24 protein-coding genes are annotated in these 22,213 nt (G+C 72.8%); 5 read left to right on the top strand and 19 right to left on the bottom strand.

Features of this window, described 5'->3' with window-relative positions:
• Positions 1 to 9: 9 nt before the first annotated feature.
• The 10 genes from fabG to LDL48_RS36260 are packed head-to-tail and all read right to left on the bottom strand — an operon-like array spanning position 10 to position 9,063.
• Positions 10 to 756, bottom strand: a complete 747-nt coding sequence (gene fabG / locus LDL48_RS36305; RefSeq protein ID WP_225259685.1) for a 3-oxoacyl-ACP reductase FabG — start codon at positions 754 to 756, stop codon at positions 10 to 12.
• Complete coding sequence (locus tag LDL48_RS36300) at positions 746 to 1,018, bottom strand: acyl carrier protein (protein WP_225259684.1); 273 nt, start codon at positions 1,016 to 1,018, stop codon at positions 746 to 748. Before LDL48_RS36300 ends, fabG begins: the two co-directional genes overlap by 11 nt.
• A gap of 23 nt (positions 1,019 to 1,041) precedes the next feature.
• Entirely contained in the window at positions 1,042 to 1,839 is a 798-nt protein-coding gene (locus LDL48_RS36295) for an SDR family oxidoreductase (RefSeq protein ID WP_225259683.1), read from the bottom strand.
• Between the two features lie 2 nt (positions 1,840 to 1,841).
• Positions 1,842 to 2,783, bottom strand: a complete 942-nt coding sequence (locus LDL48_RS36290) for a beta-ketoacyl synthase N-terminal-like domain-containing protein (RefSeq protein ID WP_225259682.1) — start codon at positions 2,781 to 2,783, stop codon at positions 1,842 to 1,844.
• A complete protein-coding gene (locus LDL48_RS36285) occupies positions 2,780 to 3,982 on the bottom strand; it encodes a beta-ketoacyl synthase N-terminal-like domain-containing protein (protein WP_225259681.1) in 1,203 nt (400 codons plus the stop codon). Before LDL48_RS36285 ends, LDL48_RS36290 begins: the two co-directional genes overlap by 4 nt.
• The gene (locus LDL48_RS36280; protein ID WP_225259680.1) at positions 3,979 to 4,941 is read right to left on the bottom strand and encodes a beta-ketoacyl synthase N-terminal-like domain-containing protein; all 963 of its coding nucleotides are present in this window, start codon (positions 4,939 to 4,941) and stop codon (positions 3,979 to 3,981) included. The genes LDL48_RS36285 and LDL48_RS36280 overlap by 4 nt, the downstream gene beginning before the upstream one ends.
• Positions 4,938 to 6,068: a beta-ketoacyl-[acyl-carrier-protein] synthase family protein gene (locus tag LDL48_RS36275; protein ID WP_225259679.1), complete on the bottom strand. Its 1,131-nt coding sequence runs from the start codon at positions 6,066 to 6,068 to the stop codon at positions 4,938 to 4,940. Before LDL48_RS36275 ends, LDL48_RS36280 begins: the two co-directional genes overlap by 4 nt.
• Positions 6,065 to 7,567, bottom strand: a complete 1,503-nt coding sequence (locus LDL48_RS36270; RefSeq protein WP_225259678.1) for an AMP-binding protein — start codon at positions 7,565 to 7,567, stop codon at positions 6,065 to 6,067. The genes LDL48_RS36275 and LDL48_RS36270 overlap by 4 nt, the downstream gene beginning before the upstream one ends.
• A gap of 24 nt (positions 7,568 to 7,591) precedes the next feature.
• The gene (locus LDL48_RS36265) at positions 7,592 to 7,849 is read right to left on the bottom strand and encodes an acyl carrier protein (protein WP_225259677.1); all 258 of its coding nucleotides are present in this window, start codon (positions 7,847 to 7,849) and stop codon (positions 7,592 to 7,594) included.
• A gap of 29 nt (positions 7,850 to 7,878) precedes the next feature.
• Positions 7,879 to 9,063, bottom strand: a complete 1,185-nt coding sequence (locus LDL48_RS36260; protein ID WP_225259676.1) for a 3-deoxy-7-phosphoheptulonate synthase — start codon at positions 9,061 to 9,063, stop codon at positions 7,879 to 7,881.
• 187 nt (positions 9,064 to 9,250) lie between these two features.
• On the opposite strand from LDL48_RS36260, the gene LDL48_RS36255 reads away from it, so the two are divergent.
• Positions 9,251 to 11,149 (top strand): anthranilate synthase family protein, encoded by a 1,899-nt coding sequence (locus LDL48_RS36255; protein ID WP_225259675.1) that lies wholly within the window; start codon positions 9,251 to 9,253, stop codon positions 11,147 to 11,149.
• A gap of 67 nt (positions 11,150 to 11,216) precedes the next feature.
• Here LDL48_RS36255 and LDL48_RS36250 read toward each other — a convergent pair whose 3' ends face one another.
• Positions 11,217 to 12,731 (bottom strand): endo-1,4-beta-xylanase, encoded by a 1,515-nt coding sequence (locus tag LDL48_RS36250; protein WP_225259674.1) that lies wholly within the window; start codon positions 12,729 to 12,731, stop codon positions 11,217 to 11,219.
• 307 nt (positions 12,732 to 13,038) lie between these two features.
• On the opposite strand from LDL48_RS36250, the gene LDL48_RS36245 reads away from it, so the two are divergent.
• Complete coding sequence (locus tag LDL48_RS36245; RefSeq protein WP_225259673.1) at positions 13,039 to 13,476, top strand: hypothetical protein; 438 nt, start codon at positions 13,039 to 13,041, stop codon at positions 13,474 to 13,476.
• Positions 13,477 to 13,491: 15 nt separating this feature from the next.
• On the opposite strand, the gene LDL48_RS36240 is transcribed toward LDL48_RS36245, so the two are convergent.
• The 8 genes from LDL48_RS36240 to LDL48_RS36205 form a co-directional block, all read right to left on the bottom strand.
• Positions 13,492 to 13,656 (bottom strand): hypothetical protein, encoded by a 165-nt coding sequence (locus LDL48_RS36240; RefSeq protein WP_225259672.1) that lies wholly within the window; start codon positions 13,654 to 13,656, stop codon positions 13,492 to 13,494.
• A gap of 44 nt (positions 13,657 to 13,700) precedes the next feature.
• Entirely contained in the window at positions 13,701 to 13,907 is a 207-nt protein-coding gene (locus tag LDL48_RS36235; protein WP_120783492.1) for a helix-turn-helix domain-containing protein, read from the bottom strand.
• Positions 13,907 to 14,386, bottom strand: coding sequence for a DUF2975 domain-containing protein (locus tag LDL48_RS36230; protein WP_225259671.1), 480 nt, complete (start codon positions 14,384 to 14,386; stop codon positions 13,907 to 13,909). The genes LDL48_RS36235 and LDL48_RS36230 overlap by 1 nt, the downstream gene beginning before the upstream one ends.
• Before the next feature lie 63 nt (positions 14,387 to 14,449).
• Entirely contained in the window at positions 14,450 to 15,196 is a 747-nt protein-coding gene (locus tag LDL48_RS36225) for a biotin/lipoyl attachment domain-containing protein (protein WP_225259670.1), read from the bottom strand.
• Positions 15,197 to 15,223: 27 nt separating this feature from the next.
• A complete protein-coding gene (locus LDL48_RS36220; RefSeq protein WP_225259669.1) occupies positions 15,224 to 16,888 on the bottom strand; it encodes a glycosyltransferase family 2 protein in 1,665 nt (554 codons plus the stop codon).
• Positions 16,889 to 16,893: 5 nt separating this feature from the next.
• Positions 16,894 to 17,763, bottom strand: coding sequence for a glycoside hydrolase family 16 protein (locus LDL48_RS36215; protein WP_225259668.1), 870 nt, complete (start codon positions 17,761 to 17,763; stop codon positions 16,894 to 16,896).
• Between the two features lie 142 nt (positions 17,764 to 17,905).
• Entirely contained in the window at positions 17,906 to 19,108 is a 1,203-nt protein-coding gene (locus LDL48_RS36210; protein ID WP_225259667.1) for a helix-turn-helix domain-containing protein, read from the bottom strand.
• A 67-nt stretch (positions 19,109 to 19,175) separates the two neighbouring features.
• Positions 19,176 to 19,709, bottom strand: coding sequence for a carboxymuconolactone decarboxylase family protein (locus LDL48_RS36205; protein ID WP_225259666.1), 534 nt, complete (start codon positions 19,707 to 19,709; stop codon positions 19,176 to 19,178).
• 215 nt (positions 19,710 to 19,924) lie between these two features.
• Here LDL48_RS36205 and LDL48_RS36200 point away from each other — a divergent pair, with 215 nt between their 5' ends.
• The 3 genes from LDL48_RS36200 (at position 19,925) to LDL48_RS36190 (ending at position 22,187) form a co-directional block, all read left to right on the top strand.
• Positions 19,925 to 20,356, top strand: coding sequence for a hypothetical protein (locus LDL48_RS36200; protein ID WP_225259665.1), 432 nt, complete (start codon positions 19,925 to 19,927; stop codon positions 20,354 to 20,356).
• 69 nt (positions 20,357 to 20,425) lie between these two features.
• Positions 20,426 to 21,346, top strand: a complete 921-nt coding sequence (locus tag LDL48_RS36195) for a carbohydrate ABC transporter permease (protein WP_225259664.1) — start codon at positions 20,426 to 20,428, stop codon at positions 21,344 to 21,346.
• Positions 21,339 to 22,187: a carbohydrate ABC transporter permease gene (locus LDL48_RS36190; protein ID WP_225259663.1), complete on the top strand. Its 849-nt coding sequence runs from the start codon at positions 21,339 to 21,341 to the stop codon at positions 22,185 to 22,187. The genes LDL48_RS36195 and LDL48_RS36190 overlap by 8 nt, the downstream gene beginning before the upstream one ends.
• Positions 22,188 to 22,213 lie beyond the last annotated feature (26 nt).

Below are 22,213 nucleotides of genomic sequence, written 5' to 3'. Positions count from 1 at the left end.
TCACTCACCTCAGATCACCAGGCCGCCGTCGAGCCCGATGACCTGTCCGCTGAGGTAGCGGGCCCGGTCGGAGACCAGGAACGAGACCAGGTCGGCGACCTCCTCCGGGGTCCCGAACCGGCCCAGCGTGACCTGTCGCAGGATGCGCTCGCGGACCTGGTCGGACAGGGCGTCGGTCATGTCGGTCTCGATCAGCCCCGGTGCCACCGTGTTGGCCCGGACGCCGTACCGCCCGCACTCCTTCGCCAGCGCCTTGGTGAAGCCGATGATGCCCGCCTTGGACGCCGCGTAGTTGGTCTGCGTGCTGTTGCCGTAGACCCCGGCGATGGACGACAGGGTGACCACGGTGCCCTGCCGGCGCCGCATCAGCGCGTAGATGGTGGCCCGGCAGACGTGGTAGGTGCCGGTCAGGTTGGTGTCCAGCACCGCGTGCCAGTCCTCGTCCGCCATCAGCGCCAGCGGCTTGTCCCGGACGATGCCGGCGGACGTGACCACGGCGTGCACCGGGCCCAGTTCCTGTTCCGCGCCGGACACGAAACCGCGTACCTGCGCCGCGTCGGTGACGTCGACGGGCCGGGCGTACACCCGGGCGCCGTGCTCGGCGGCCTCCTTCGCCACGTGGTCGGCGGCGGTCTGGTCGGACCGGAAGCAGAACGCGACGTCGAAACCGTCCTGGGCCAGGCGGAGCACCACGGCCCGGCCGATGCCGCGGGAACCGCCCGAGACCAGGGCCGCCGGCCGTCCGCTACCGGGCATCGGTCCACCCTTCGCCGAGCTTGGCGTCCACCAGCGCGCGGACCGAGCGCAGCGAGGTGAGCTGCTTGAACTCCGGCTCGGCCAGCTTGATGCCGTAGTGCTTCTCCACGCGCACCGCCACCTCGAGGGCGGTCAGCGAGTCGACCTCGAGGTCGTCGGCGAAGCTGGCGTCGTCGGTGATCTCGGCGGGGGTGAGTTCCAGGGCGTCGGCCACCAGGGTGCGCAGTTCCTCGATGTCGACGGTGGATGCGGTGTCGGACATGGGGTTCCTTTCCTCGGTCGGGGTCAAGCGCTGATCAGTTCGCCGCCGTCCACGCCGATCACGTTGCCGGTCAGCCAGGACGAGTCGGTCAGGGTGAGCAGGGCGATGAATTCGGCGACGTCCTCCGGTTCGGTGAGCCGCCGGTGCGGGTTGCGGGCCCGGCACGCCTCGGCGTACACCGCGCTGCCGGGGATCCGCGCCAGGGCCGGGGTGAGCGTGGTGCCGGCCCGCAGTGCGTTGACCGCCACGCCCTGCGGCGCCAGTTCCACGGCGAGCTGGCGGGTGTGCGCCTCGAGCGCGCACTTGGCGGCCGAGACCGCCCCGTACGAACCCAGCGCCTGGGTGCTGCCGGCGCTGGTCATCGAGAAGATCTTCGCGCCGCGCGGCAGCAGCCGGGCGGCATGGAGGTCCTGCGCCCAGTAGACGAGGCTGTGCGCCATCACGTCGACGGTCATCGCCATCTGCCGGGGGGTGATGGTCTCGGACTCCTGGGGCGACGGGATGAGCGGCAGCAGCGAGCCGAAGGCCAGCGAGTGCAGGACGAGCCGGACGCCGGCCCCGCCGGTCAGCTCGGCGGTGCGGGACACCACCTCGGCCCGGGTGGCGCCGCTGGCCGCGTTCTGGTTGAAGAAGTGGGCCTGCACGCCGGTGTCGCGCAGTTCGTCGGCCAGTTTGCGGGCCTCGTCGGCGCCCTGGGCGGCGTCGAAGTGCACCCCGATGACGTGGCCGCCGTGCCGGGCGACCTCGCGGGCGGTGGCCCGGCCGAATCCGCTGGACACCCCGAGGATCAGGGACCAGGACTGGTGCAGCTGGGTGAGCATGGCTACTCCTGTTCCGGGTGGTCGGGCGGGGTGATCCGGGCGAAGGCCACGCAGCCTTCGGCCGCCGCGGTGACGACCAGCTGGTCGGCTCGTCCGGCGGCCAGGTGACCGGCCACCCGGCGCAGCGGGGTGAGGCAGCCGGCCGGGGCCGGCACCAGGACCGGATCGAGGCCACGGGTACGCAACCAGCCGGCGACCCAGGCACCGGCCGGAGAGTCGTCGAGGACCGCCTCGACCGGCGGCACCGGCCCGGCGGCGACGGTGCTGTCCCACAGCCGGTCGAGTGCCTCGTCGCCGGTCCACGGCCCGAGGAACCCGGTGCGGACCCGGACACCGCCGTGGGCCCGGGCCCGGGCCGCCGCACCGGTCTCGCCGACGAGCACCACCGCACCGACGTCGCTGTCCGCGGCGCCGGGCTCGCCCGGCGGCAGCGTCTGCTCGGTCGCGCCGATCAGCAGCACGTCGGCGCGGCCGGCGGCGAGCGCGCGGCCGCCCAGCTGCACGCCCTCCAGTCCGGCGGTCCGCGGCGAGTTGACCGTCAGGGAGAACCCGTGCACGGTGTGCTCGGCGGCGAGCCGCGACCCGAACAGGCTGGTGGCGAAGTACGGGGTGGTCAGCGGGCTCAGGTCGTCCGCGCCGGTGGCGATGATCGTGCGGTCCTGCTGGTCCATCAGCTCGGCCCCGGCGTTGTTCAGCGCGGTCACCACGCCCCGCCGGTCCGCGGGTGCCGCGGCGAAACCGGGGCCGGCGTCGGCGAGGGCCTCGGCGGCGGCGGCGAGCAGGTACTGGCTCGCCGGCGGCAGCCGCCGGTAGCCGCGGCCGGGCAGGACCGTGGTCACGTCGAACCAGCCCGGCCCGGCGGGCGGGGACGGGTGCAGGGCGTGGGCCGGCTTGTCGATGCCCGGGAGCAGCACCCCGATGCCGGTCACCGTGACGTCGTTCATCGGTCCTCCCCCGGTGCGGTCAGCACGACGGACGCGTTGTTGCCGCCGAAGGCGTACGAGTTCACCAGCACCGACGGCCGGTCCAGCGGCGTCGGTGTGGACGGCAGCCAGACCGGGCAGTCCGGGTCCGGCTCGTCCCGGCGCGGCGCGGCCGGCACCATCCGGGACCGCAGCATCAGCGCCGCGGCGACGCAGCCCACCGCGCCGGCCACGCCGGCGGTGTGCCCGATCATGCCCTTGAGGTTCAGCAGCGGCAGGGCCGCGCAGTGGTCGCCGAAGACCTCGCGGAGCGCCCGGCTCTCCACCACGTCGTTGAGCGGGGTGCCGGTGCCGTGCGGCACGACCGCGCCCAGGTCGCCGGGGGCCAGGCCGGCCGCGGCCAGCGCCGCCCGGATCGCGCGGATCACCTGGGTGGCGGTGGCGTCCGGCGCGGTCGGATGGTGCGCGTCGCAGCTCCAGGCCGCACCCGCCACCTCCGCGTAGGCGCGGGCTCCCCGGCGCGCGGCGTGCCCGGCCGACTCCAGCACCAGCATCGCGGCGCCGTCGCCGAACACGGTCCCCCGGCGCTGCCGGTCGAACGGCCGGCAGCGGACCGGATCGGCGGCGCCGAGCCGGTTGAAGGCGCCCATCCCGACCCGGGTGACGCCTTCCGCGCCCCCGGCCAGGACGACGTCGGCCTCCCCGGCCCGGATCAGGTCGGCCGCCAGGGTCAGCGCGTAGGCGCTGGCCGCGCAGGCGTTGCCGACGCTGGTGTTCGGCGCCCGGCTGCCCAGGGCGGCGCCGACCGCCGCGGCGGTGACGGTCAGCGGTGTCCAGCGCCGCGGACCGGCGGTGGCGGCAGCGTCCGGCCCGGCCACCCGGCGCGCCTCGTGCAGGCCGGCGTTGCCCATCTCGACGCCGAGCAGCACCGGCATGTCGCGGAGCACCGGCTCGCTCAGGCCGGCGTCCGCGACGGCCTCGCGGGCGGCGGCCACCGCGTACCGCGGACCGGAGGCGAGCGGCACGTGCGCCACCGCGGCGGGCTCGGCCGGGAGGTCGCCGGGGAACAGGTACATCAGCGTGGTTCGCATGTGGGCGTGCGGGTCGGGCACCGGGCGGGGCCGGCCGCCGCCGCCGAGCATCCCGTGCCAGAGCGCCGGGGCCCCGGCGCCGAGGCAGGTGAGCGCGCCGAGTCCGGTGATCAGCACCCGGCCGGTCATGACGCCTGCCCCGGCGCGGTGAGCAGGAGCGCGGCCACGGCGGTGTGGTCGGGCCCGTCGGCGGACGTGGCCAGCACGGCGCCGGGCCCGGAGGCGTCGAGATAGCTGACGCCCGCGACGCACTGGAGCACGCCGAGCGCGCCGGAGCATTCGCCCAGCCGCGCGGTGAGATCCCTGGTGGTGGCACACCACGACGACGCGGCGTCGCCGGGTCGCGGGCCGGCCGGGGTGAGCCAGAGCCCGACCGGTTGCCGGTCGGTGCCGCGGACCGCGCGGACCGCGTCGGGCAGCGCCGCCCCGTGGGTGCAGGCGGTGATCACCGCCCGCGGCGGGGCGCCGCGGGACCGGCGGTGCGGCACGGACTCCAGCACCACCGCCGCCGCGCCGTCCAGCCGGGGGCGGTGGCCGACCAGCCGGGCCACCGGGGCGGTGTCGGGTTCGACGCCCACCACCAGTGCCACGTCGGCACGGTCCGCCGCGATCATGGCGCGGGCCCAGAACAGCGCGTCCAGCCCGCCGGTGCCGCCGTTGCACACGGTGAGGTTGGGTCCGCGCAGGCCGTACTCGATGGCCAGCCACCCGGCGACCGAGTTCGACGACGTGTGCGGCAGACCGAGCGGGCTGAGCCCGAGGACGCTGTCCTCGGCGATCGTGTCGGCGAACGTGCAGACGCTGTCCAGGTTGCCGAAGTTGGTGCTCACCACCACGCAGGTGCGCGACGCCGGCCCGGCGAACGTGGCGCCGGTGAGCAGGCCGGCGTCGCGCAACGCGTCCGCCGCGGCGCGCAGCGCGAACCGGGAGGCCCGGTCCTTGTGCCGCATCGCCCGGCCGGTCAGCCCGGTGGCCGGGTCGAAGGCTTCCTCGGCGCCGTCCGGTTGCAGCAGGTCGTCCGGGGTGCCGAGGCCGCTGACCGCGAGCCCGATGCCGGTCACCGCGGCCGGCCGGCCCGGGCCGGTCACGACCGCTCCACGACGGCCACGGCGTTGATGCCGCCGAATCCGAACGCGTCCACCTGGGCGGTACGCAGCGGCGCGGTGGCCGCCGTACCGCTGACCAGGCGCAGCCCGGCCGCCTCGTCGGCCGGATCGGTGAGCCCGGCGATCGGCGGCACCACGCCGCGGTGCAGCGACAGCACCGCCACGATGAGGCTGAGCAGGCCGGACCCGCCCAGGGTGTGCCCGGTCATCGACTTGATCGCGGTCATCAGCGGCCGGGCGGCGGCGTCCCCGAACACCGCGTGCAGCGCGGTGGCCTCGGCGGCGTCGTTGAGTTCGGTGCCGCTGCCGTGCAGCATCACCAGGTCGATCTCGTCCGGGCCGAGGCCGGCGCGGGTGTGTGCGGCGTGCATCGCGGCCGCGATGCCGGCCGGGTCCGGTGCCGTGGGGTGGTAGGCGTCGCAGTTCATGCTGACCCCGCGGATCCGGGCCAGAGCCGGCCGGTCGCCGTCGCCGTCCCGCCGGACCACCACCGCGGACGCGCCCTCGCCCATCAGCATGCCCGCCCGGGCCCGGTCGAACGGGCGCAGCGCCTCCGGGGTGCGATTCTGTACCCGGTCGAGGGTGCCGAACGCGCTCTCCGTGATCGCGTCGGTGCCGGCCACCACCACCGCGTCCGCCATGCCCAGGTCGAGCAGGTCGGTGGCCAGGCCCAGCGCGTACAGCGTCGCCGCGCAGGCGTTGGCGAACGTGTAGGTGCGGGTGAACCCGAACCGGCGGCGCAGGGCCGGTCCGAAGTGGAGGTCGGCCGCGGACACCTCGCCCTCGCCCCGCCACCACAGTTCCACGCTGCGCTGTTCCCGCAGCGTGGTGCCGAGCAGCACGGGCACCCGGGCGGCCGGCGTCAGCCCGCCGTCGGCGCACGCCTGCTCGACCGCGTCGACGAGCCAGCGGGTCGCCCGCAACGGTTCGTCCCGGCCCGGTCCGGTGCGGTCGTCGATCTCGTAGGCGTGGTGCGCCCGGTACCGGTTCAGGTCGAACGCGCGCAGCTTGGTCAGCCCGCTGGTGCCGGCGCACAGCGCGGTGAAGATCTGCTCCGGCCCGCCGCCGACCGCGGCCACCGCGCCCATCCCGGTGATGACGCAGCTCATCGGTCCCTCGCCAGGCCGCGGAGCTGGTAGCGGGCGAGCTTGCCGGTGGACGTCACCGGTAGCGCGTCGAGGACCTCGACCCGGGCCGGGCGCTTGAACGCGGTCAGCTCGGCGCGGATCGAGCGCAGGATGGCCCGCCGCACCTCGACCGGATCCGCGCCGGGTGCCGGGACCGCGTAGGCGACCGCGCTCTCCAGTCCGTCGTCGTCGGTGGCCGCGATGACCGCGCAGTCGGCGACCCCGTCGGTCTTGCGGATCACCCCTTCCACCTCGCTCGGAGCCACCTTGTAGCCGCCGAGGTTGAGCAGGTCGTCGGCGCGGCACAGGTATCGCACCTCGCCGTCGTCGGCGACGTGCACGATGTCCGAGGTGAACGCTCCGCCGACGGCGAACGTGCGGCGCTCGGCGTCCGGCCGGTTCAGGTAGCCCAGGGCCACACACGGCCCGGCGATGTGCAGCCGGCCGTCCGTACCGTCGGGCACCGGCCGGCCGTCGGCGTCGCGGACCGTCACGGTGACGCCGGGGACCGCGACGCCGGTCGACCCGGGCGTGGCCCGGTCCGGCGGCGTGGCCACGACGATGTGCAGCACCTCGGTCGCGCCCAGCCCGTTGACCACCGGCACCCCGAGGGTCTCCCGGACCCGTTCGCTCAGGTGGACCGGCAGGTGTTCGCCGGCGGAGACCGCCAGGCGCAGCCGCTGCCGCCGGAGGTCCTCGGCGCCGGCGCCGGTGACCGACAGCAGCGCGGCGTACATGCGCGGTACCGAGAACAGCACGGTGGGCCGGTGCCGGCGCAGCGCCGCCAGCACCACCTGGGCGTCGACCGGGCCGCGCAGCAGCACCGCGGCGGCTCCGGCGGCGAGCGGGAAGAGGACCGAGTCGCCGAACCCGTACCCGAAGGACATCTTGGCCGTGCACATGGTCACGTCGTCCGGGCCGAGGGCCAGCACCCGGCCGAAGCCGTCCAGGACCGCCTCGATGCCGGCCGCGGAGTGCAGCACCCCCTTGGGTTCGCCGGTGCTGCCGGAGGTGTACTGCAGCAGCGCCGGGCGGTCGGCCGGCCAGTCGAACGGGTCCGGGGCGCCGGCCGCCCGATCCCCGACGGCCGCCCGGACGCCGTCGCCGGTGGTGCCGGGCAGTCCGGCGAACTCCGCCGCCAGTACGGCCTGCCGGGCGGCCGGCGCGTCCAGGTGCACCATCGCGGCGCCGCAGTCGGCGGCCACGAAGCGCAACTCGGCGTCGGTGAGTGCGGGACTCACCGGGACCGGCACGCAGCCGTACCACCAGAGGCCGAGCACGGCGACCACGGTGGCCACCGAGTCGTCCGCCACCAGCAGGCCGTTCGCGCCGACCGGAATCCCGCGGTCGTGCAGGTCGGCGGCGTAGGCGCGCGCCGCCTCGTACAGCCGGGCATAGTCGACCGGACCGAGGTCCGGGTCGTGGTAGGCCACCCGCTCGCCGTCACCGGCGTCGACGTGCCGGCCCACCAGTCGTTGCACCAGTTTCATCGTCCACGCCTTTCCTCAGCTGATCGCACCCTTGTCCCGGAGCAGCGCCAGCGCGTCCGACAGGCGCTGCACGCGAGCGGCCTCGTCGGCCGCTATCCCGACGCCGAACTCCCGTTCGATCCGGACCGCGATCTCGACCTTCTCCAGCGATCCGGACTGCAGGTCGTCGTAGAAGTGGTCGTCGATCCCGACCTCGTCCGGGCGGAGTTCGAGGATCGACGCCACGATCGCGCGCAGCCGTTCACCGGCGGTGTCGCGGTCCACGGTCTTCATGAGTACGTCCCACCTCCGCGGGTCGGCGGTCATCGGTGCCAGTGCTCGGTGAGCAGCAGTGCCTGCTCGGTGTTGAGTCGCGGGTCGCACAGCGTGGTCCGGGGCCCGAGCGGGCCGTCGTCGGACCGGCACTCCACGACCGGGTCCGGGGTCGTCTCCAGGTGCAGTCCGCCCGCGACGCCGGAGGTGCCGTCGACGATCTCCTGGAAACACGTCAGTTCCCGCAGCAGCGCACCGATCCGGCGGGTCTTCACGCCGTCCGGACCGCGCTCGGTGTTGCCGTGCATGGGATCGCACAGCCAGATCACCGGGTGCCCGGCGGCACGCACGGCGCGGACCAGCCGGGGCAGCCGGGAACCGATCAGCTCGGCACCCATCCGCACGATGAACGTCAGCCGCCCGGGCGTGTGCCGGGGATCCAGCACCGCGCACAGGGTGCGCAGGTCGTCCTCGGTGACGCCGGGCCCGATCTTGCAGCCGACCGGGTTGGTCACGGCCGCCAGCAGGCGCACGTGCGCGCCGTCCGGCCGCCGGGTCCGTTCGCCGATCCACGGCCAGTGCGTCGAGGTGAGCGTGAGCTGGCCGTCCGGGTCCCGGCGTACCAACGGCACCTCGTAGTCCAGCACCAGCGCCTCGTGGCTGGTCCACACCGGGTCGGCACGGTCCGCCGTCGCGTCCAGGTACGCCATCGCGCCGCGGGCCGCCGTGTAGCAGGTGAGCAGCCGCAGCGGATCGGGGCGGCGGGCCGCCGGGTCCGGCGCCGGGCCGTTGACCAGATGGCCCCGGTACGCCGGCAGCTCCACGTCGCCGATCCGTTCGGTCGGCGTGCTGCGCGGCTTGGCGAACTGGCCGGCCAGGCGACCGACCCGGATCGCCGGCTTGCCGGACATGATGCCGACGACCTGCGCCATGGCGTCGAGCAGGGCGACCTTGCGGCGGAGCGGCCCGGGACGGCAGTCGTCCGGGTCCTCGGCGCAGTCGCCGGCCTGGACCACCCGGCGGCGGCCCGCGACCACCTCCGCCAGGACCCCGCGCAGCCGCTGCACCTCGTGCCAGCCGACCAGGCCGGGCATCCCGCCGAGGTCGTCGACGACCTGCTCGATCAGCCAGTCGTCGCCCCACTCCGGCTGCTGCGCGGCCGGCATCGCCCGCCACCGCCGGATCTCGTCCCGGCTCAGCCCGGACACCGATGCGGCGGGGCCCGCCCACGTCATCCGGGCACTCATACCGGCGTCGCCGCCGTCGTGGTCGTTGCGGTGTGCCCTGTCATGGCGACGAAGCTAGTGTCCACACCGGATCGGCCGGAACTACTCGTGCGGGTAGTCGGCCCGGCCCGGCGGCACCACGCCGACTCGTTCGAGTAGCTGCCCGGCGGCCGCTCTGCTGCCAGGCTCTGGCGGCATGGACAACGCGTTGCGCGCGGTGATCGACGGCGGCACACCCTTTCTGCTCCTGCACCGCCCGGCGGTGAGCGCCACCGGGGTGGAGGTGCTCACCGGTGACGTCCACGAGGCGGACGAGCTGGCCGCGCTGCCGCCGTCCGGACCCGGGCCGGCGCACCGGATGGTCGTCCTGGTGCCCTACCGCCAGCTACGGGAACGCGGCTTCGACTGCCACGACGACGGCGCGCCGCTGCTCGCCATGACGGTGCGCGACGACCGCACCGTGGACCGGGCGGATCTGCTGCGCTGCCTTCCGGACGACGTCGTCGACGTGACGGGCGGCGGTTTCGACGTCGGCGACGACGCCTACGCCGCCACCGTGCGCCGCATCGTCGACCAGGAGATCGGCCGCGGCGAGGGCGCCAACTTCGTGATCCGTCGCGCGTACCGGGCCACCGTGCAGGGCGACCCGGTCCGCGCCGCGCTGACCGTCTTCCGCCGCCTGCTGGAACGCGAGACCGGTGCGTACTGGACCTTCCTGCTGCACACCGGCTCGCGGGTGCTGGTCGGCGCGACGCCCGAGCGGCATGCCAGCCTGGCGGACGGCCGGCTGTGGATGACCCCGATCAGCGGCACGTACCGGGCCGCGGCGGCGCACCGCACCGTACCCGGGGTGCTGGATTTCCTGGCCGACCGCAAGGAGATCGACGAGTTGCACATGGTGGTGGACGAGGAACTGAAGATGATGGCCCGGGTGTGCACGCCGGGGGTCCGGCTGCACGGTCCGTACCTGCGCGAGATGGCGCGCCTGGTGCACACCGAGTATCTGCTCTCCGGGCCGACGTCCGCCGACGTGCGCACGGTGCTGCGCGAGACCATGTTCGTCCCCACCGTGACCGGCAGTCCGCTGCAGAACGCCTGCCGGGTGATCAAGCGGTACGAGCCGGCCGGGCGCGGGTACTACAGCGGCGTCCTGGCGGTGGTCGGACCGGGCCCGGCGCTCGACTCGGCGGTCCTGATCCGCACCGCCGAACTGGCTCCGGACCGCACCCTCACCATCGGGGTCGGCGCCACCCTGGTGCGCCACTCCGACCCGGTGGCGGAGACCGCCGAGACGCACGCCAAGACCGCCGCGCTGCTCGACGCGTTGCGCCCGGACGCGCGCCCGCCGGCCCGGCCGGCACCGGCGCTGGCCGGACATCCCGAGGTACGGGCGCGGCTGGCCGGCCGCACCGCCACGCTCGCCCACTACTGGCGCGGCGGTGCCGGTCCGGGGTCGCGCCGGCCGCGGCCGCTGGACGGACGGCGGATCCTGGTAGTGGACGGCGAGGACGCGTTCACCGCCATGCTGGAACATCAGCTCGCCACGCTGGGCACGCGCACCACGATCCGGGGGTTCGACGAGCCGGGTACCACCGACGACGGTGACGTCGTCGTCATCGGGCCGGGCCCGGGGGATCCCCGCGACCGGGGCGACCGGAAGGTGGCCACGCTGCGGTCCATGGTGGACACCCTGCTGCACCGGCGGCGGCCGCTGCTGGCGATCTGCCTCGGCCACCAGGTCCTCTGCGACCTGCTGGGCCTCGAGGTGGTACGCAAGGCGGCCCCGCACCAGGGAATGCAACGCGACATCGACCTGTTCGGCGAGCGCACCCGGGTCGGCTTCTACAACACCTTCGCCGCGCTCGCCCCGGCCGACGAGGTGGTCAGCCCGCGGCTGCCCGGCGAGGTGCTGCGGGTGAGCCGGGACGCGACGACCGGCGAGGTGCACGCCCTGTCCGGGCCGGGACTGCGGTCGGTGCAGTTCCACCCGGAGTCGTTGCTGACCCAGCACGGCGTGGCGATCCTGGCGGACATGCTGACGTCGCTCGCCGACGGCGCGGACACCGGACCGGTCCGCGCCGTCCTTCCCGGATGACCACGCGACCGGGCCGTGCCGACCCCCGGTGGGGGGCCGGCACGGCCCGGTGGTCAGGCGGTTCCGGTCAGGCGGTGGCGGTGCAGGTCGGCGTCAGGGAGCCGGCGGACCCGGTGCCCTGGAAGCCGAACTCGGCGGACTGGCCGGCGGCGATCCGGCCGTTGTGACCGACGTTGGTGAACTGCACGGCACCGCTGTTGCCGCTCCGGTTGGTGTTCCACGCGTTGGTGACCGTGGCGCCGGAGGGCAGCGTCATGCCGACGGACCAGCCACTGACCGGTGCGGATCCGGCGGTGACGCGGACCGTGGCGACGAACCCGCCGGTCCAGGAGTTGAGCGAGACCGTCGCCGTGCAGCCGGCCGGGTTGGGCGGCGTCGAGGTCGGCGGGTCGGACGGCGGGTTCGACGGCGGGTTGGACGGCTCGTTCGACGGCGGGTTGGAGGGCGGGTTCGACGGCGGGTTCGACGGCGAGGTTCCCCGGCCCTTGTTCAGCTCGTCGAGGACGGCGGTGTACGCCGCCTTCTTCTGGTAGTTGCCGTTACCGCCGGTGAACAGCAGGCCGCGTTCCGAGGCGCGCCACGACTCGCTGTCGGCGATGCCCCAGACCGTGATGCCGGTGCACCGCGCGACGTTCAGGCAGGCCCGGACGACCTTGCGGTAGTTCGCCGCCTGTCCCGCGCCGATGTCGTTGTTGCTCAGGTCGTCGTCGATGTCCAGCTCGGTGATGTGCACCTCGACCCCGAGGTCGGCGAACCGCTGGATGTTGGCCTGCAGGTCGTCGGTGATGATGCTGTTCGGGTTGTCGTTGAAGTGCGACTGGAACCCGACGCAGTCGATGTACTGCCGGTAGTTCCGGACGATGTCGTACAGCGCGTTGGCCTTGCGGTTCGGCGTGCCGCCCTGGACGGTCAGGCCCTCGACGTCGTAGTCGTTGATGCAGAGCTTGGTGGTCAGCCCGCCGGCCTGGACGACCTGCTTGGCCCGGATGAACGAATCCCGGATGACGTCGGTGTCCCCGGCGTCGAAGGTGTCGCCGTCGCCGTTCGCGTCCCGGTTCATGGTGTGCGGCCACTGGTTGCGGCGCCGGCCGGTGTTGTTGTCCTCCAGCGCCTCGTTGACCACGTCCCAGTAGGCGATCCGGTTGCCCCAGCGGTTCAGCGCGTTGCCGATGAAGTTGTTCAGCACCGCCTGGCTCTGGCCCTGCAGCGCACCCGCCTGCGAGTGCCAGACCATCGTGTGGCCGCGGACCAGCATGTTGTTGGTCTGGGCGTAGTTGACCAGGGTGTCCGCGTTGCCGGTGTTCTGCAGCCCGCCGCTGGAGTTGGCGATGGTGTCCGGCTTCATGTCGTTCTCGGGAGTCAGCTGGCCGAACTCCCGCGACACCGTGGCGTTGAGCCGGCCGGGCGAGGCGGCGACACCGAAGAACAGGCCGGCCTGAGCGGCGGCGGCCCGCAGGGTGTCGGCGGCCGCGGCGGCGGGCAGGCTGGCCTGCACCGTCAGTCCGCTGCCGACCAGGAGTGTCGCCGCGGCCAGCACGGCGAATCGTGATCGGGTCCTGGTGCGGCCCGGGCTGCTGCTCACTAGGGCTCCCCTTCCGGTGGGCACGGGATAAGAGCATCAGCGTCAGTCGATTATCGGTAATTGTCAATACGCGTTAATCAGAATGGGCCGTTCCTGATCGCCGAACGTTCAGGTTTCCGCAGCTAGGGGGCGCCGGGTGGGGCGATGGGCGGCGCTCGCGGCCTCCGGTAGTTTCGGAACGGCACGTCAGCTCCGCGGCCGGCCGGCCCGCTCCGGTCACCGATCCGACAGACACACCGGTCAGTCGTGCCTAGGCTGCCCTGATCACCGCACAGCGTCACCCACCACGCTCCGGCTGGAGGACACCATGCGCAGGATCCGGTCCGTACTCGCCGCCGCGGTGCTCGTCCTGTCCACCGTGCTGCTGGCACCATCCGGCGCCGCGGCGGCCGGCTCGGCCGGGCTGACGTTCACCGGCCGCGGTGCGGCGCGCCACCCGGGTGGCCTGAGCGTGACGCTGTCCGGCACGTACAGCTGCGGCCCGTTCACCGGCGGCGTGCCCGACCGGGGCGTCGTCGACCTGACCGTCTCCCAGACGGTCGCCGGGGTCGTCGTCAACGGGTACGGCTATCTGTACCCGACCGCCTGCGACGGCGCCGCCCGGCGGTACGCCGTCGAGGTCACCACGTTCGGCGAGCAGGGCTTCCGCCGCGGGGCGGCACAGTGGAGCGGGTCCGGCTACGTGGAGGGGGACGGCGGCATGCAGCACGGCTACGTGCCGCCGACGCCGATCCAGATCCGTTAGTCCGGCGGCGCGCGGCTATCGGCCGCGCCGCACGGTCCGCACCGCGTAGACGATCGTGCTGACGACCAGGACGGCACCCAGCAGCTGCAGGCCCGGCGAGTCGTCGGCCTCGCCGAGCACGATGCCGGCCACGCCGAGCGCGATCACCAGGACCGCGACGGCGGCGAGAAGATACTTCATGGCTCTCCCTTCGGGGCCGGCCCGCGAGGGTCCGGCCCGGTGGTTCATTCGTCGACCCACTCGAGCAGGTCGCCGGGCTGGCATTCGAGGACCCGGCACATCGCCTCCAGGGTGCTGAACCGGACCGCCTTGGCCCGGCCGTTCTTCAGCACCGCCACGTTCGCCGGGGTCAGGCCGACGCGCTCGGCGAACTCCCCCACGCTCATCTTCCGTTTGGCCAGTTCGACGTCGATCCGCACGACGATGGGCATCAGATCACCGCTTGCATGTCGGTCTGCAGGGTCGTGGCCTGGCGCAGCAGTGCGCGCATCACCACCATCAACAGCCCCAGCACGGCCACGCCGACCAGCATCAGAAAGAACAGCAGGGGCAGCCCGGGCTCCGGCGAGCGGATCACCACGTAGATCGACATGCCGAGCAGCACCACCCAGGCCGCGACGATCGCCCACACGATCGCGTCCACCCAGGCGAACGCGGCGTCGCTGAAGATGCGGTCGTTCTTGACCAGCGTGAGCAGCCGCCAGATGGACACGATCACCACCTGGACGCAGAGCACCCAGAACACTGACACCGCGGTCAGCGGCCACCGGAGATGGGCGAGGTCCGGGTTCTGCTCGGCCATGTACGCGAACTGCCCGGGCAGCGACATCACCTGGAACACGACCAGGACCCCGAACAACAGCACCAGGAAGACCCGGAGAGCGGCAACCGCTCGACGCTCAGTGATCACCAATCGACTATCGCTCGTATCCTATCGATTGTCAATCGACGCGCCGGCCCGATCGGACGATGTTCAGCCGCCTGGGACGAGCCTGGGCCGGCCCGGCACGCCGGTCAGCGTGTCGACCGTCCCGGTGTACCGCATGCCCGGAATCAGCCCGCCGACGTCCTGGCCCCGGGCCGGCAGGAGGACCAGGCGCAGCGAGCCGGCCGCGACGCTCTCGACGTCGGACTGGACCACCGGGACAACCCGCTGGACGACCGCGCGCACGGTGCCCTCCCGGCCCTTGGCCGTCAACTCGGCCGCCATGCCGGCCCCGATCTCGCTGAGGTTCTCGACCGGCACCTCGGCGTAGAACGTGAGTTTCGACGGGTCGTACAGCTCGACGAAGGGCTGGCCCGGCTGCAGCGTGCTGCCTACGGTGACCGGCTCGTCGACCACGATGCCGGCCCGCGGGGCCTCCAGGACGACGGTGCTCACGACCGGTTCGCCCTCCGAGTCGATGCTGGTGACCTCCACCGTGCCGAGTCGCTGGCCCGCGGTCACCCGTTGCTGCGCGACCACCGACACGGCGGTGACCTGGCCCGGACGCGGCGTCTCGACCGGGATGGCCTGGGCGGTCAGCGTGACGGTACCGATGTCGATCACGTTGGCGTCCGTGGCCCGTTCGTTGCTGATCCGCAGGAACAGCAGCACGGCCGCGGCGAGCAGGAGGAGAACGATGAGACGGGCGCGCCACTTGCGCAGGGCCGCGCGCCGCGCCGGGCGCGCCGGTGCCGCGGGCGCCGGCGACGGGGCGGACTGCGGTGGGGTGGTCACGGACGGCTGGGACATGATGGCCGGCTTTCAGGTCGTACGTGCGGAGGGCGGGTTGGTGGACACGTCGTTGGCGGCGGCGACCAGTTCGTCCGCCTCCTCCCAGCGCGTCGGCCAGGGCAGCGCCCGGGCGAGCAACGCGCCGGCCTTGCGCCGTTCCAGCCGTTCCTTGATGACCCGGGGTGCGATGACCGCCTCGGCCACGACCCGTCCCAGGACGACGACGTAGATGACGGCCCATCCTATGGAGAGCCCGACCGCGGCGATGTCGGTGCCGCGCAACGGCAGCATGCTGATGCCGACCGCCACGGCGACCGCGTTGAGCAGCAGCAGGACGACGTGCGGCAGAACGAGTTCGACGCCGGGCAGGCCGGTCGGACCGGCGTTGGTGACGGTCCACCGCACCTTGCGCTTGAACAGCGCCATGACCAGCGCCCGGACGTGGACCGGCGCGGCGGCGATGCTGGTGACGATCGCGGCCGGCTTGAACCCGCCCAGCTGCACCACGGTCACCAGCATGATGAGCAGGTAGAACGGTGCGTAGTGGACGAGCCAGGTGTTGATGTCGGTCCGGATCGGACTGAACCCGAAGAGCAGGTACACGGCAGGCAGGCACATCAGAATCAGGGCCGCCACGGACAACAAATAGTTCACGCCGGCGAGCAGGTACTGCACCCGCTGGTCCATGGTCAGCCCGCCGCGCCGGAACAGGCCGCCGCGGAACATCACCTCGAAGGCGCCGTACGCCCAGCGGAACTGCTGTTTGAAGAACGGCAGCAGGCTGTCCGGGGCCAGACCCCGGGCCAGGATCTCCGGTACGAAGAACGACCGCCAGCCGCGCCGGTGCAACTCGATCGAGGTCCAGATGTCCTCGGAGTTGCTGGCGGTGTGCATGCCGTGCACCTCGTCCAGGGCGGACCGGCGGAAGATCACGTTGGTGCCGACGCAGAACACCCCGTTGAACAGATTGCGGCCGGGCAGCACCAGTTCGTAGAAGATGCGCTGCGACTCGGCGGCGCCACGGGCGACCAGGCCCCGTGCGCTGGGGAACGCCTGTGGAGTCTGCACCCAGGCGACCAGCGGGTCCTGCATGTGCGGCAGCGCGCGCAGCAGAAAGTCCGGACTGGGGATGTGATCCGCGTCGAAGATCACCACGAAGTCGCTCCCGGTACGCCGCAACGCCGCGTTGATGTTCCCCGCCTTGGCGTGCAGGTGCTCCTTGCGGCGCAGGTAGCCGACCCCCTCGGCCCGGCAGGCGGCCTCCAGTTCGTCACTGTTGCCGTCGTCCAGCACCCAGGTGAGGTGCTCCACCCGCATGTCCCGGACGGCGCGGATGGTCACCAGCACGATCTCCAGCGGCTCGCCGTACACGGTGATGAACACGTCGATCGAGGGCTTGAGGTCCCCGGTGGTCAGCCGGCGGCGCCAGGCGTAGACCTCGGGCGGGTCCGGACGCGGCGTGTAGGCCAGGATCGTCCACCACATCGCCAGCGCGTTGAGAATGGTGATCCCCTCGGCGAAGAGCACCAGGACCCAGACCCAGGTGTCGCCACGGTACGAGGGATTCAGCAGGAAGATCATGTAGAAGACGGTCACGCCCAGTGCCACGAACACGATGAAGCGGGTGGACCGCTGGATCGGCCGCCGGGAGTGCTCCACGACCGGACGGTTCACCGTGCTGACTGGATCCGCCATGGCGATCACCCTCCCGAGGTGAACACGGCGATCCGGTCGACCAGCATCGGCACGCCGGACCTGGTGGCTGGAGTGGGTCCGCCGCCGACATTGGCCGGGAACACTCCTCCGATGGCGACGTTGAGGATCAGGAAGTAGCCGTGGTGGTTGGCGTCCGCCCAGGTCTTCGCGTCGACGCGGTCGGCCTTGACGGTGAACGTCCGGCGGCCGTCGACGAACCACCGGAGTTCCTCCGGGGCGACGCTGCGGTCGTACTCCAGGGCGTAGGTGTGGAAGCCGGTCCGGCAACCGGGGCAGGGCAGTTCACCACTGCTCAGGCCGCCCGGTTCGGCGCACGGCCCGCCGACCGGTACGCCGCAGTGCAGCGTGTGCCATACCGATTCGCGGCCGTTGACGTTCTCCATCACGTCCCACTCGCCGATCCCCGGCCAGTTCGTGGCACCGACCGGCCGGGCCGGCGCGCCAAGAGCCCAGAACGCCGACCAGTATCCGTTCGCCTCCGCGCCGCTGACCCCGGGCTGCTGGATCGACGCCTCGATCCGCAGACGGCCGCCGGCCGGAGCGGCGAAGTCGGTCCGCCGCGTCTCCACCCGTCCGGACGTCCAGGACCCGACCCCGGCGCCGGTCCGGACCGGCTTGATGGCGAGCCGACCGGCACCGTCGAGATAGACGTTCTCGACCCGGTCCGTCACGGTCTCGATCTGCCCGGTTCCCCAGTTCTGCGCGCCGCCCGGATAGCCTTTGCCGAGGGCGTAGAGCCAGGTCTCCTGCGACAGCTTGGTGCCGGCGGCGCCGTCGAAATCGTCGCTCCACACCGGGGTCCACCCGGACCGGGCGGGGATCTTCGACGGCTCGGTGGTGCAGGCGCTGGCCATAGCCAGGATCAGCCCTGCGGCCGTCAGTATGCGCCAGCTCGCCAGCACCATTTAGCCCTCGCCTCAACCGGATGGGCATCCGCCAGGAAGCGGACGACCGGCAACCGGGGTCCAGGGCTGTCGGCTTCACCATACATCGGTGTCACTGTGTCCGCATCTCGTCGACGGTCCCGGTCTGACGGCCGCCGAGGGCCCGGGCGACGGCCGCGGTGAACACCCGTACCCCCCGCGTGGAGGTGGCATCGATGCCGGTCAGCTGGCCGGCCCGCCGGATGCGGTAGTCCAGGGTGCGCGGATGGATGCGCAGCGCCGTGGCGGTGGCCGCGCGGGCCATGTCGTGGCGGTAGAACGCGTCCAGCGTGCGGATCAGGTCCGGACCGCCGGCCAGCCGGGCCGCGACCGCGTCCAGCCAGTCCCGCACCGGCGTGTCGCCCGCCACCGCCAGTTCCACGAAGGTGTCGGTCAGCGTGTGCAGCCACCGCGGCTCGCGTTGCGGCGGGGCCACCTCACTGATCCGCCGCGCCAGGGCCAGGCCGCCGGCCATCCGGCCGGTCCGCCCGACCGCGGTGCCCACCGCACACGGCCGGCCCGCCGCCGCCACCAGCGGAGCGAGGAGCGCGAGCGTCCGGGTGCGGACCGGGTCGGGCAGGACGTCGTCGTCACCGTCGGCGTCCGGCAGCGGCACCAGCAGCAGGCACTCGCCGGGATCGGTCCAGTCGACCGGCACGACCAGGCCGGCCAGCGCGTCCGCCACGGCACACCCGCGCTCCTCGGCGGAGAGCGGCGCCGGCGTACCGAACCGGGCCACCACGATCAGATGCCGCTCGGCCGGTGACGCCGCCCCGGCGGCCGGCGGCTCGTCCGCCAGCAGCATCCGGGCCAGCAGGCGGCACCGGGCCACCACCGGCCAGGTCCGCTCCACCGACGACAGATACCCGGCGAAGTAGGCGTCCCGGGCCCGCGGGCCCTCGCGCCCGAGCCAGCCGACCAGATGGAGCAGGTCGCCGGTGTCCGCCGGGGTGGCCGCCTCGTAGCACTCGCGCACCATCAGCGCGGTGTGCACGCCCACCACCCGGTGCTGGGCGGACAGCGACAACCGCATCGCGGCGCGCTGGGCGCCGGCGGCCCCGATCACCGACAGGTCGTCGGCGAGGAGTCCGTGACCGGACGCGGCGCAGTCCAGGGTCCGGGACCGGAGGAACGTGCCGAACTCCAGAATGCTGGCCCGCGCCCGCTCCTCACCGGCCGGAGCACGATACTCGGTCACCTGGTCGGCGAACACGTCCACCGCCTGGCGCGCGTTCGCCCGCGTGCGCCGGCGCAGCACCTCGAACAGATCCGTCATGACTCCAGTCTGGCCGGACCGCCTGGAACCGGGCTGGAGGGCCGATGGACGCCGCGGCGGACGTGGCTCAGGCCGGCAGGCGCAGGTAGCCGTTCGCGGCGAGAGCACCGCCGTGCCGCTGGTAGTGCTCCGGATCGTCGGGCAGCGCGGTGCCGAGCCCGTCCACGTACCGGTTGAACATGCAGAACGCGGCCGCGACCAGCACGGTGTCGTGAATGGAGCGGTCGTCGGCCCCGGCGGCGCGGGCCCGCTCGACGTCCTCGGCGGTCACCGACCGGCCGTCCACCCGGACCTTCTCGGCGATCGCCAGCAGCGCGCGCAGTTTCGGGTCCGCGCCGGGCGGCACGCCGTCGCCCGCGTCCGGCCCGGGCCCGTCGGCGCCGCCGAGCTGCCGCGCCACGGCGGCGTGCGTCTCGGCGCAGAACGTGCACTCGTTCCGGCGCGACACGTACGTGCCGATGATCTCCCGCTCCAGCGGGGTGAGCGGTGAGGGCCCGCGCAGCAGCGTCTCGGCCAGCTGGGTGAGGGGTCCGGCGGTCTCCGGGTGGCCGACCAGCAGGGCGGCGAGGCCGGGAAGCGGCGGCAGATCGATGTGCGGCATGCCCTACGTGAGCACGCCGCCGGTGCGTTGTCCAGAGCCGGCCCTCTCAGCGGGTTCGTGGTCGTCGGACTCTCTGCGACGGCTGGAGGAAGCCGCGGAACCATCCGACCTGCCGCCCGCGCCCAGCCTCACCCGGTTCTGGCGGGTCGACGTGCGCTGGCCGTCTCGCACCGGATGGTGGTGGAGGCCGCCGGGAACGGCGGCACGGACCTGGCGTGCCACGCACGTTCCGCCTGACACCCGGAACCCTCCGGAGCGCCCGTACCGGGCGGCGGTCACTGGTGCTCAAGCCCGCCGCGGAGTACGGCGGCCGGGGCATCGTCTTCGGTCACCGCTCGTCGCCGGCCGAATGGAGCGCGGCGCTGGACCGGGCGACAGCCGACGCCGCGGCGACGCACGTGTGCCAGGACCTGCTCGGCGACCCGTGGACGTACCCGGCCTTCGACGGCCAGGAATGGGGCGACCACGAGGCGTGTCTCGGCCCGATGTTCTACCGCGGCCGGTACGCCGGAACGGTGCTGCGTCAGGCCCGGCACACCGGAGCCGGCTCGATCATCAACGTCGCGCGGGGCGCCCGGGCCGGTGCGCTCGTGACCCGCACCGGAGATAGACGGTGGACGATCGATCCGGGCTCTGTTAGAAACTGATTACTCCGACGTTTGCAATCGATTTCGCGAATCGCGAACGCCTGGCCGCGAAACCCGAAGGGTGGGTCGATGATCGGTCGCACCGGCACGCGGCCCGTCCGGGCGCCGGTGTCGTGGCGCCGCCGGGGTGACCGGGCGGCGTACCTCTTCCTCGCCCCGTGGCTGCTCGGCATGGCGGTGTTCACGCTGGGGCCGATCCTCGCCTCGCTGTACCTGTCGTTCACCGAGTATTCGCTGGTGGCGCCGCCGGAGTGGCTCGGCCTGGAGAACTACCGGGAAATGCTCGACGACTCCCGGCTGCGCAGCGCGCTGGTCGTCACGTTCACCTACGTGTTCGTCTCGGTGCCGGTCCAGCTGACCCTGGCCCTGGCCCTGGCGGTGGCGCTGAACTCCGGCGTACGCGGGCTGCGGTTCTACCGGTCCGTCTACTACCTGCCGTCGCTGCTGGCCGGCAGCGTGTCGATCGCCATCCTGTGGCGTCAGGTCTTCGGCGGCCAGGGGCTGGTCAACCAGCTCCTGGACCGGTTCGGTATCCAGGGCACCAGCTGGATCGGCCATCCCGACTATGCGCTGGGCACGCTGGTGGTGCTCAACGCCTGGACCTTCGGCGCACCGATGGTGATCTTCCTGGCCGGCCTGCGGCAGATTCCGGCGATGTACCACGAGGCCGCCGCGGTCGACGGGGCCGGGCGGGTGGCGCGGTTCTTCCGGATCACGTTGCCGCTGCTCACCCCGATCATCTTCTTCAACCTGGTGCTGCAGGTCATCGACGCCTTCCAGAGCTTCACCCAGGCGTTCGTGATCAGCGGCGGCACCGGCGGGCCGGCCGACTCCACCCTGCTCTACACGCTGTACCTCTACGAGCGCGGCTTCGGCTCGTTCGACATGGGGTACGCGGCGGCGCTCGCCTGGTTCCTGCTGGTCGTCATCGCGGCCCTGACCGCGGCCAACTTCCTCCTGGCGAAGCGGTGGGTGTTCTACGGTGACTGACCTGACGGCCGCGCCGGGCCGGTCCCGGCGGGTGTTCAAGCATGCGGTGCTGATCGCGTTCGGCGTGGTGATGCTGTACCCGCTGCTGTGGATGGTGGCCAGTTCGGTCAAGCCGACCGAGACGATCTTCCGGGACCCGTCGATCTGGCCCTCCGGGTCCACGGTGGACAACTACGTCGCCGGCTGGACCGCGCTGAACAGCCCGTTCCACCTCTACCTGTGGAACTCCGCGGTGATCGCGGTGGCGGCCATCGCCGGAAACCTGCTGTCCTGCTCGCTGGCGGCGTACGCGTTCGCCCGCATGCGGTTCCCCGGGCGCCGGGTCTTCTTCGCCGCGATGCTGGCCACGCTGATGCTGCCGCTGCACGTACTGATCGTTCCGCAGTACGTGCTCTTCTCCCAGCTCGGCTGGGTCAACACGGCCCTGCCGCTGATCGTGCCGAAGTTCTTCGCGGTCGACGCGTTCTTCATCTTCCTGATGGTGCAGTTCATCCGCTCGCTCCCCCGGGAGCTGGACGAGGCCGCCCGGATCGACGGCTGCGGGCACGGCCGGATCTACTGGCGGATCATCATGCCGCTGTCCGTCCCGGCGCTGGTGACCTCGGCGCTGTTCACCTTCATCTGGACCTGGAACGACTTCTTCAGCCAGCTGATCTACCTGGCCGACCCCCGGCTGCACACGGTGCCGGTGGCGCTGCGCACGTTCGTCGACGGCCAGGGCGGCACCCAGTGGGGGCAGCTGTTCGCGATGTCCATCGTCGGCCTCGCCCCCGTCTTCGGCTTCTTCCTGGCCGGTCAGCGCTATCTGACCCAGGGGCTGGCCACCACGGGTTTCAAGTAGGTCCCAACCCACCTAAGGAGACCTCC

Source organism: Jidongwangia harbinensis (assembly GCF_020216025.1).
In the GTDB taxonomy this organism is placed as follows: domain Bacteria; phylum Actinomycetota; class Actinomycetes; order Mycobacteriales; family Micromonosporaceae; genus Actinoplanes; species Actinoplanes harbinensis.
The sequence above is the reverse complement of the archived record's forward strand: the minus strand, read 5'-3'. Positions and strand labels throughout refer to the sequence as shown.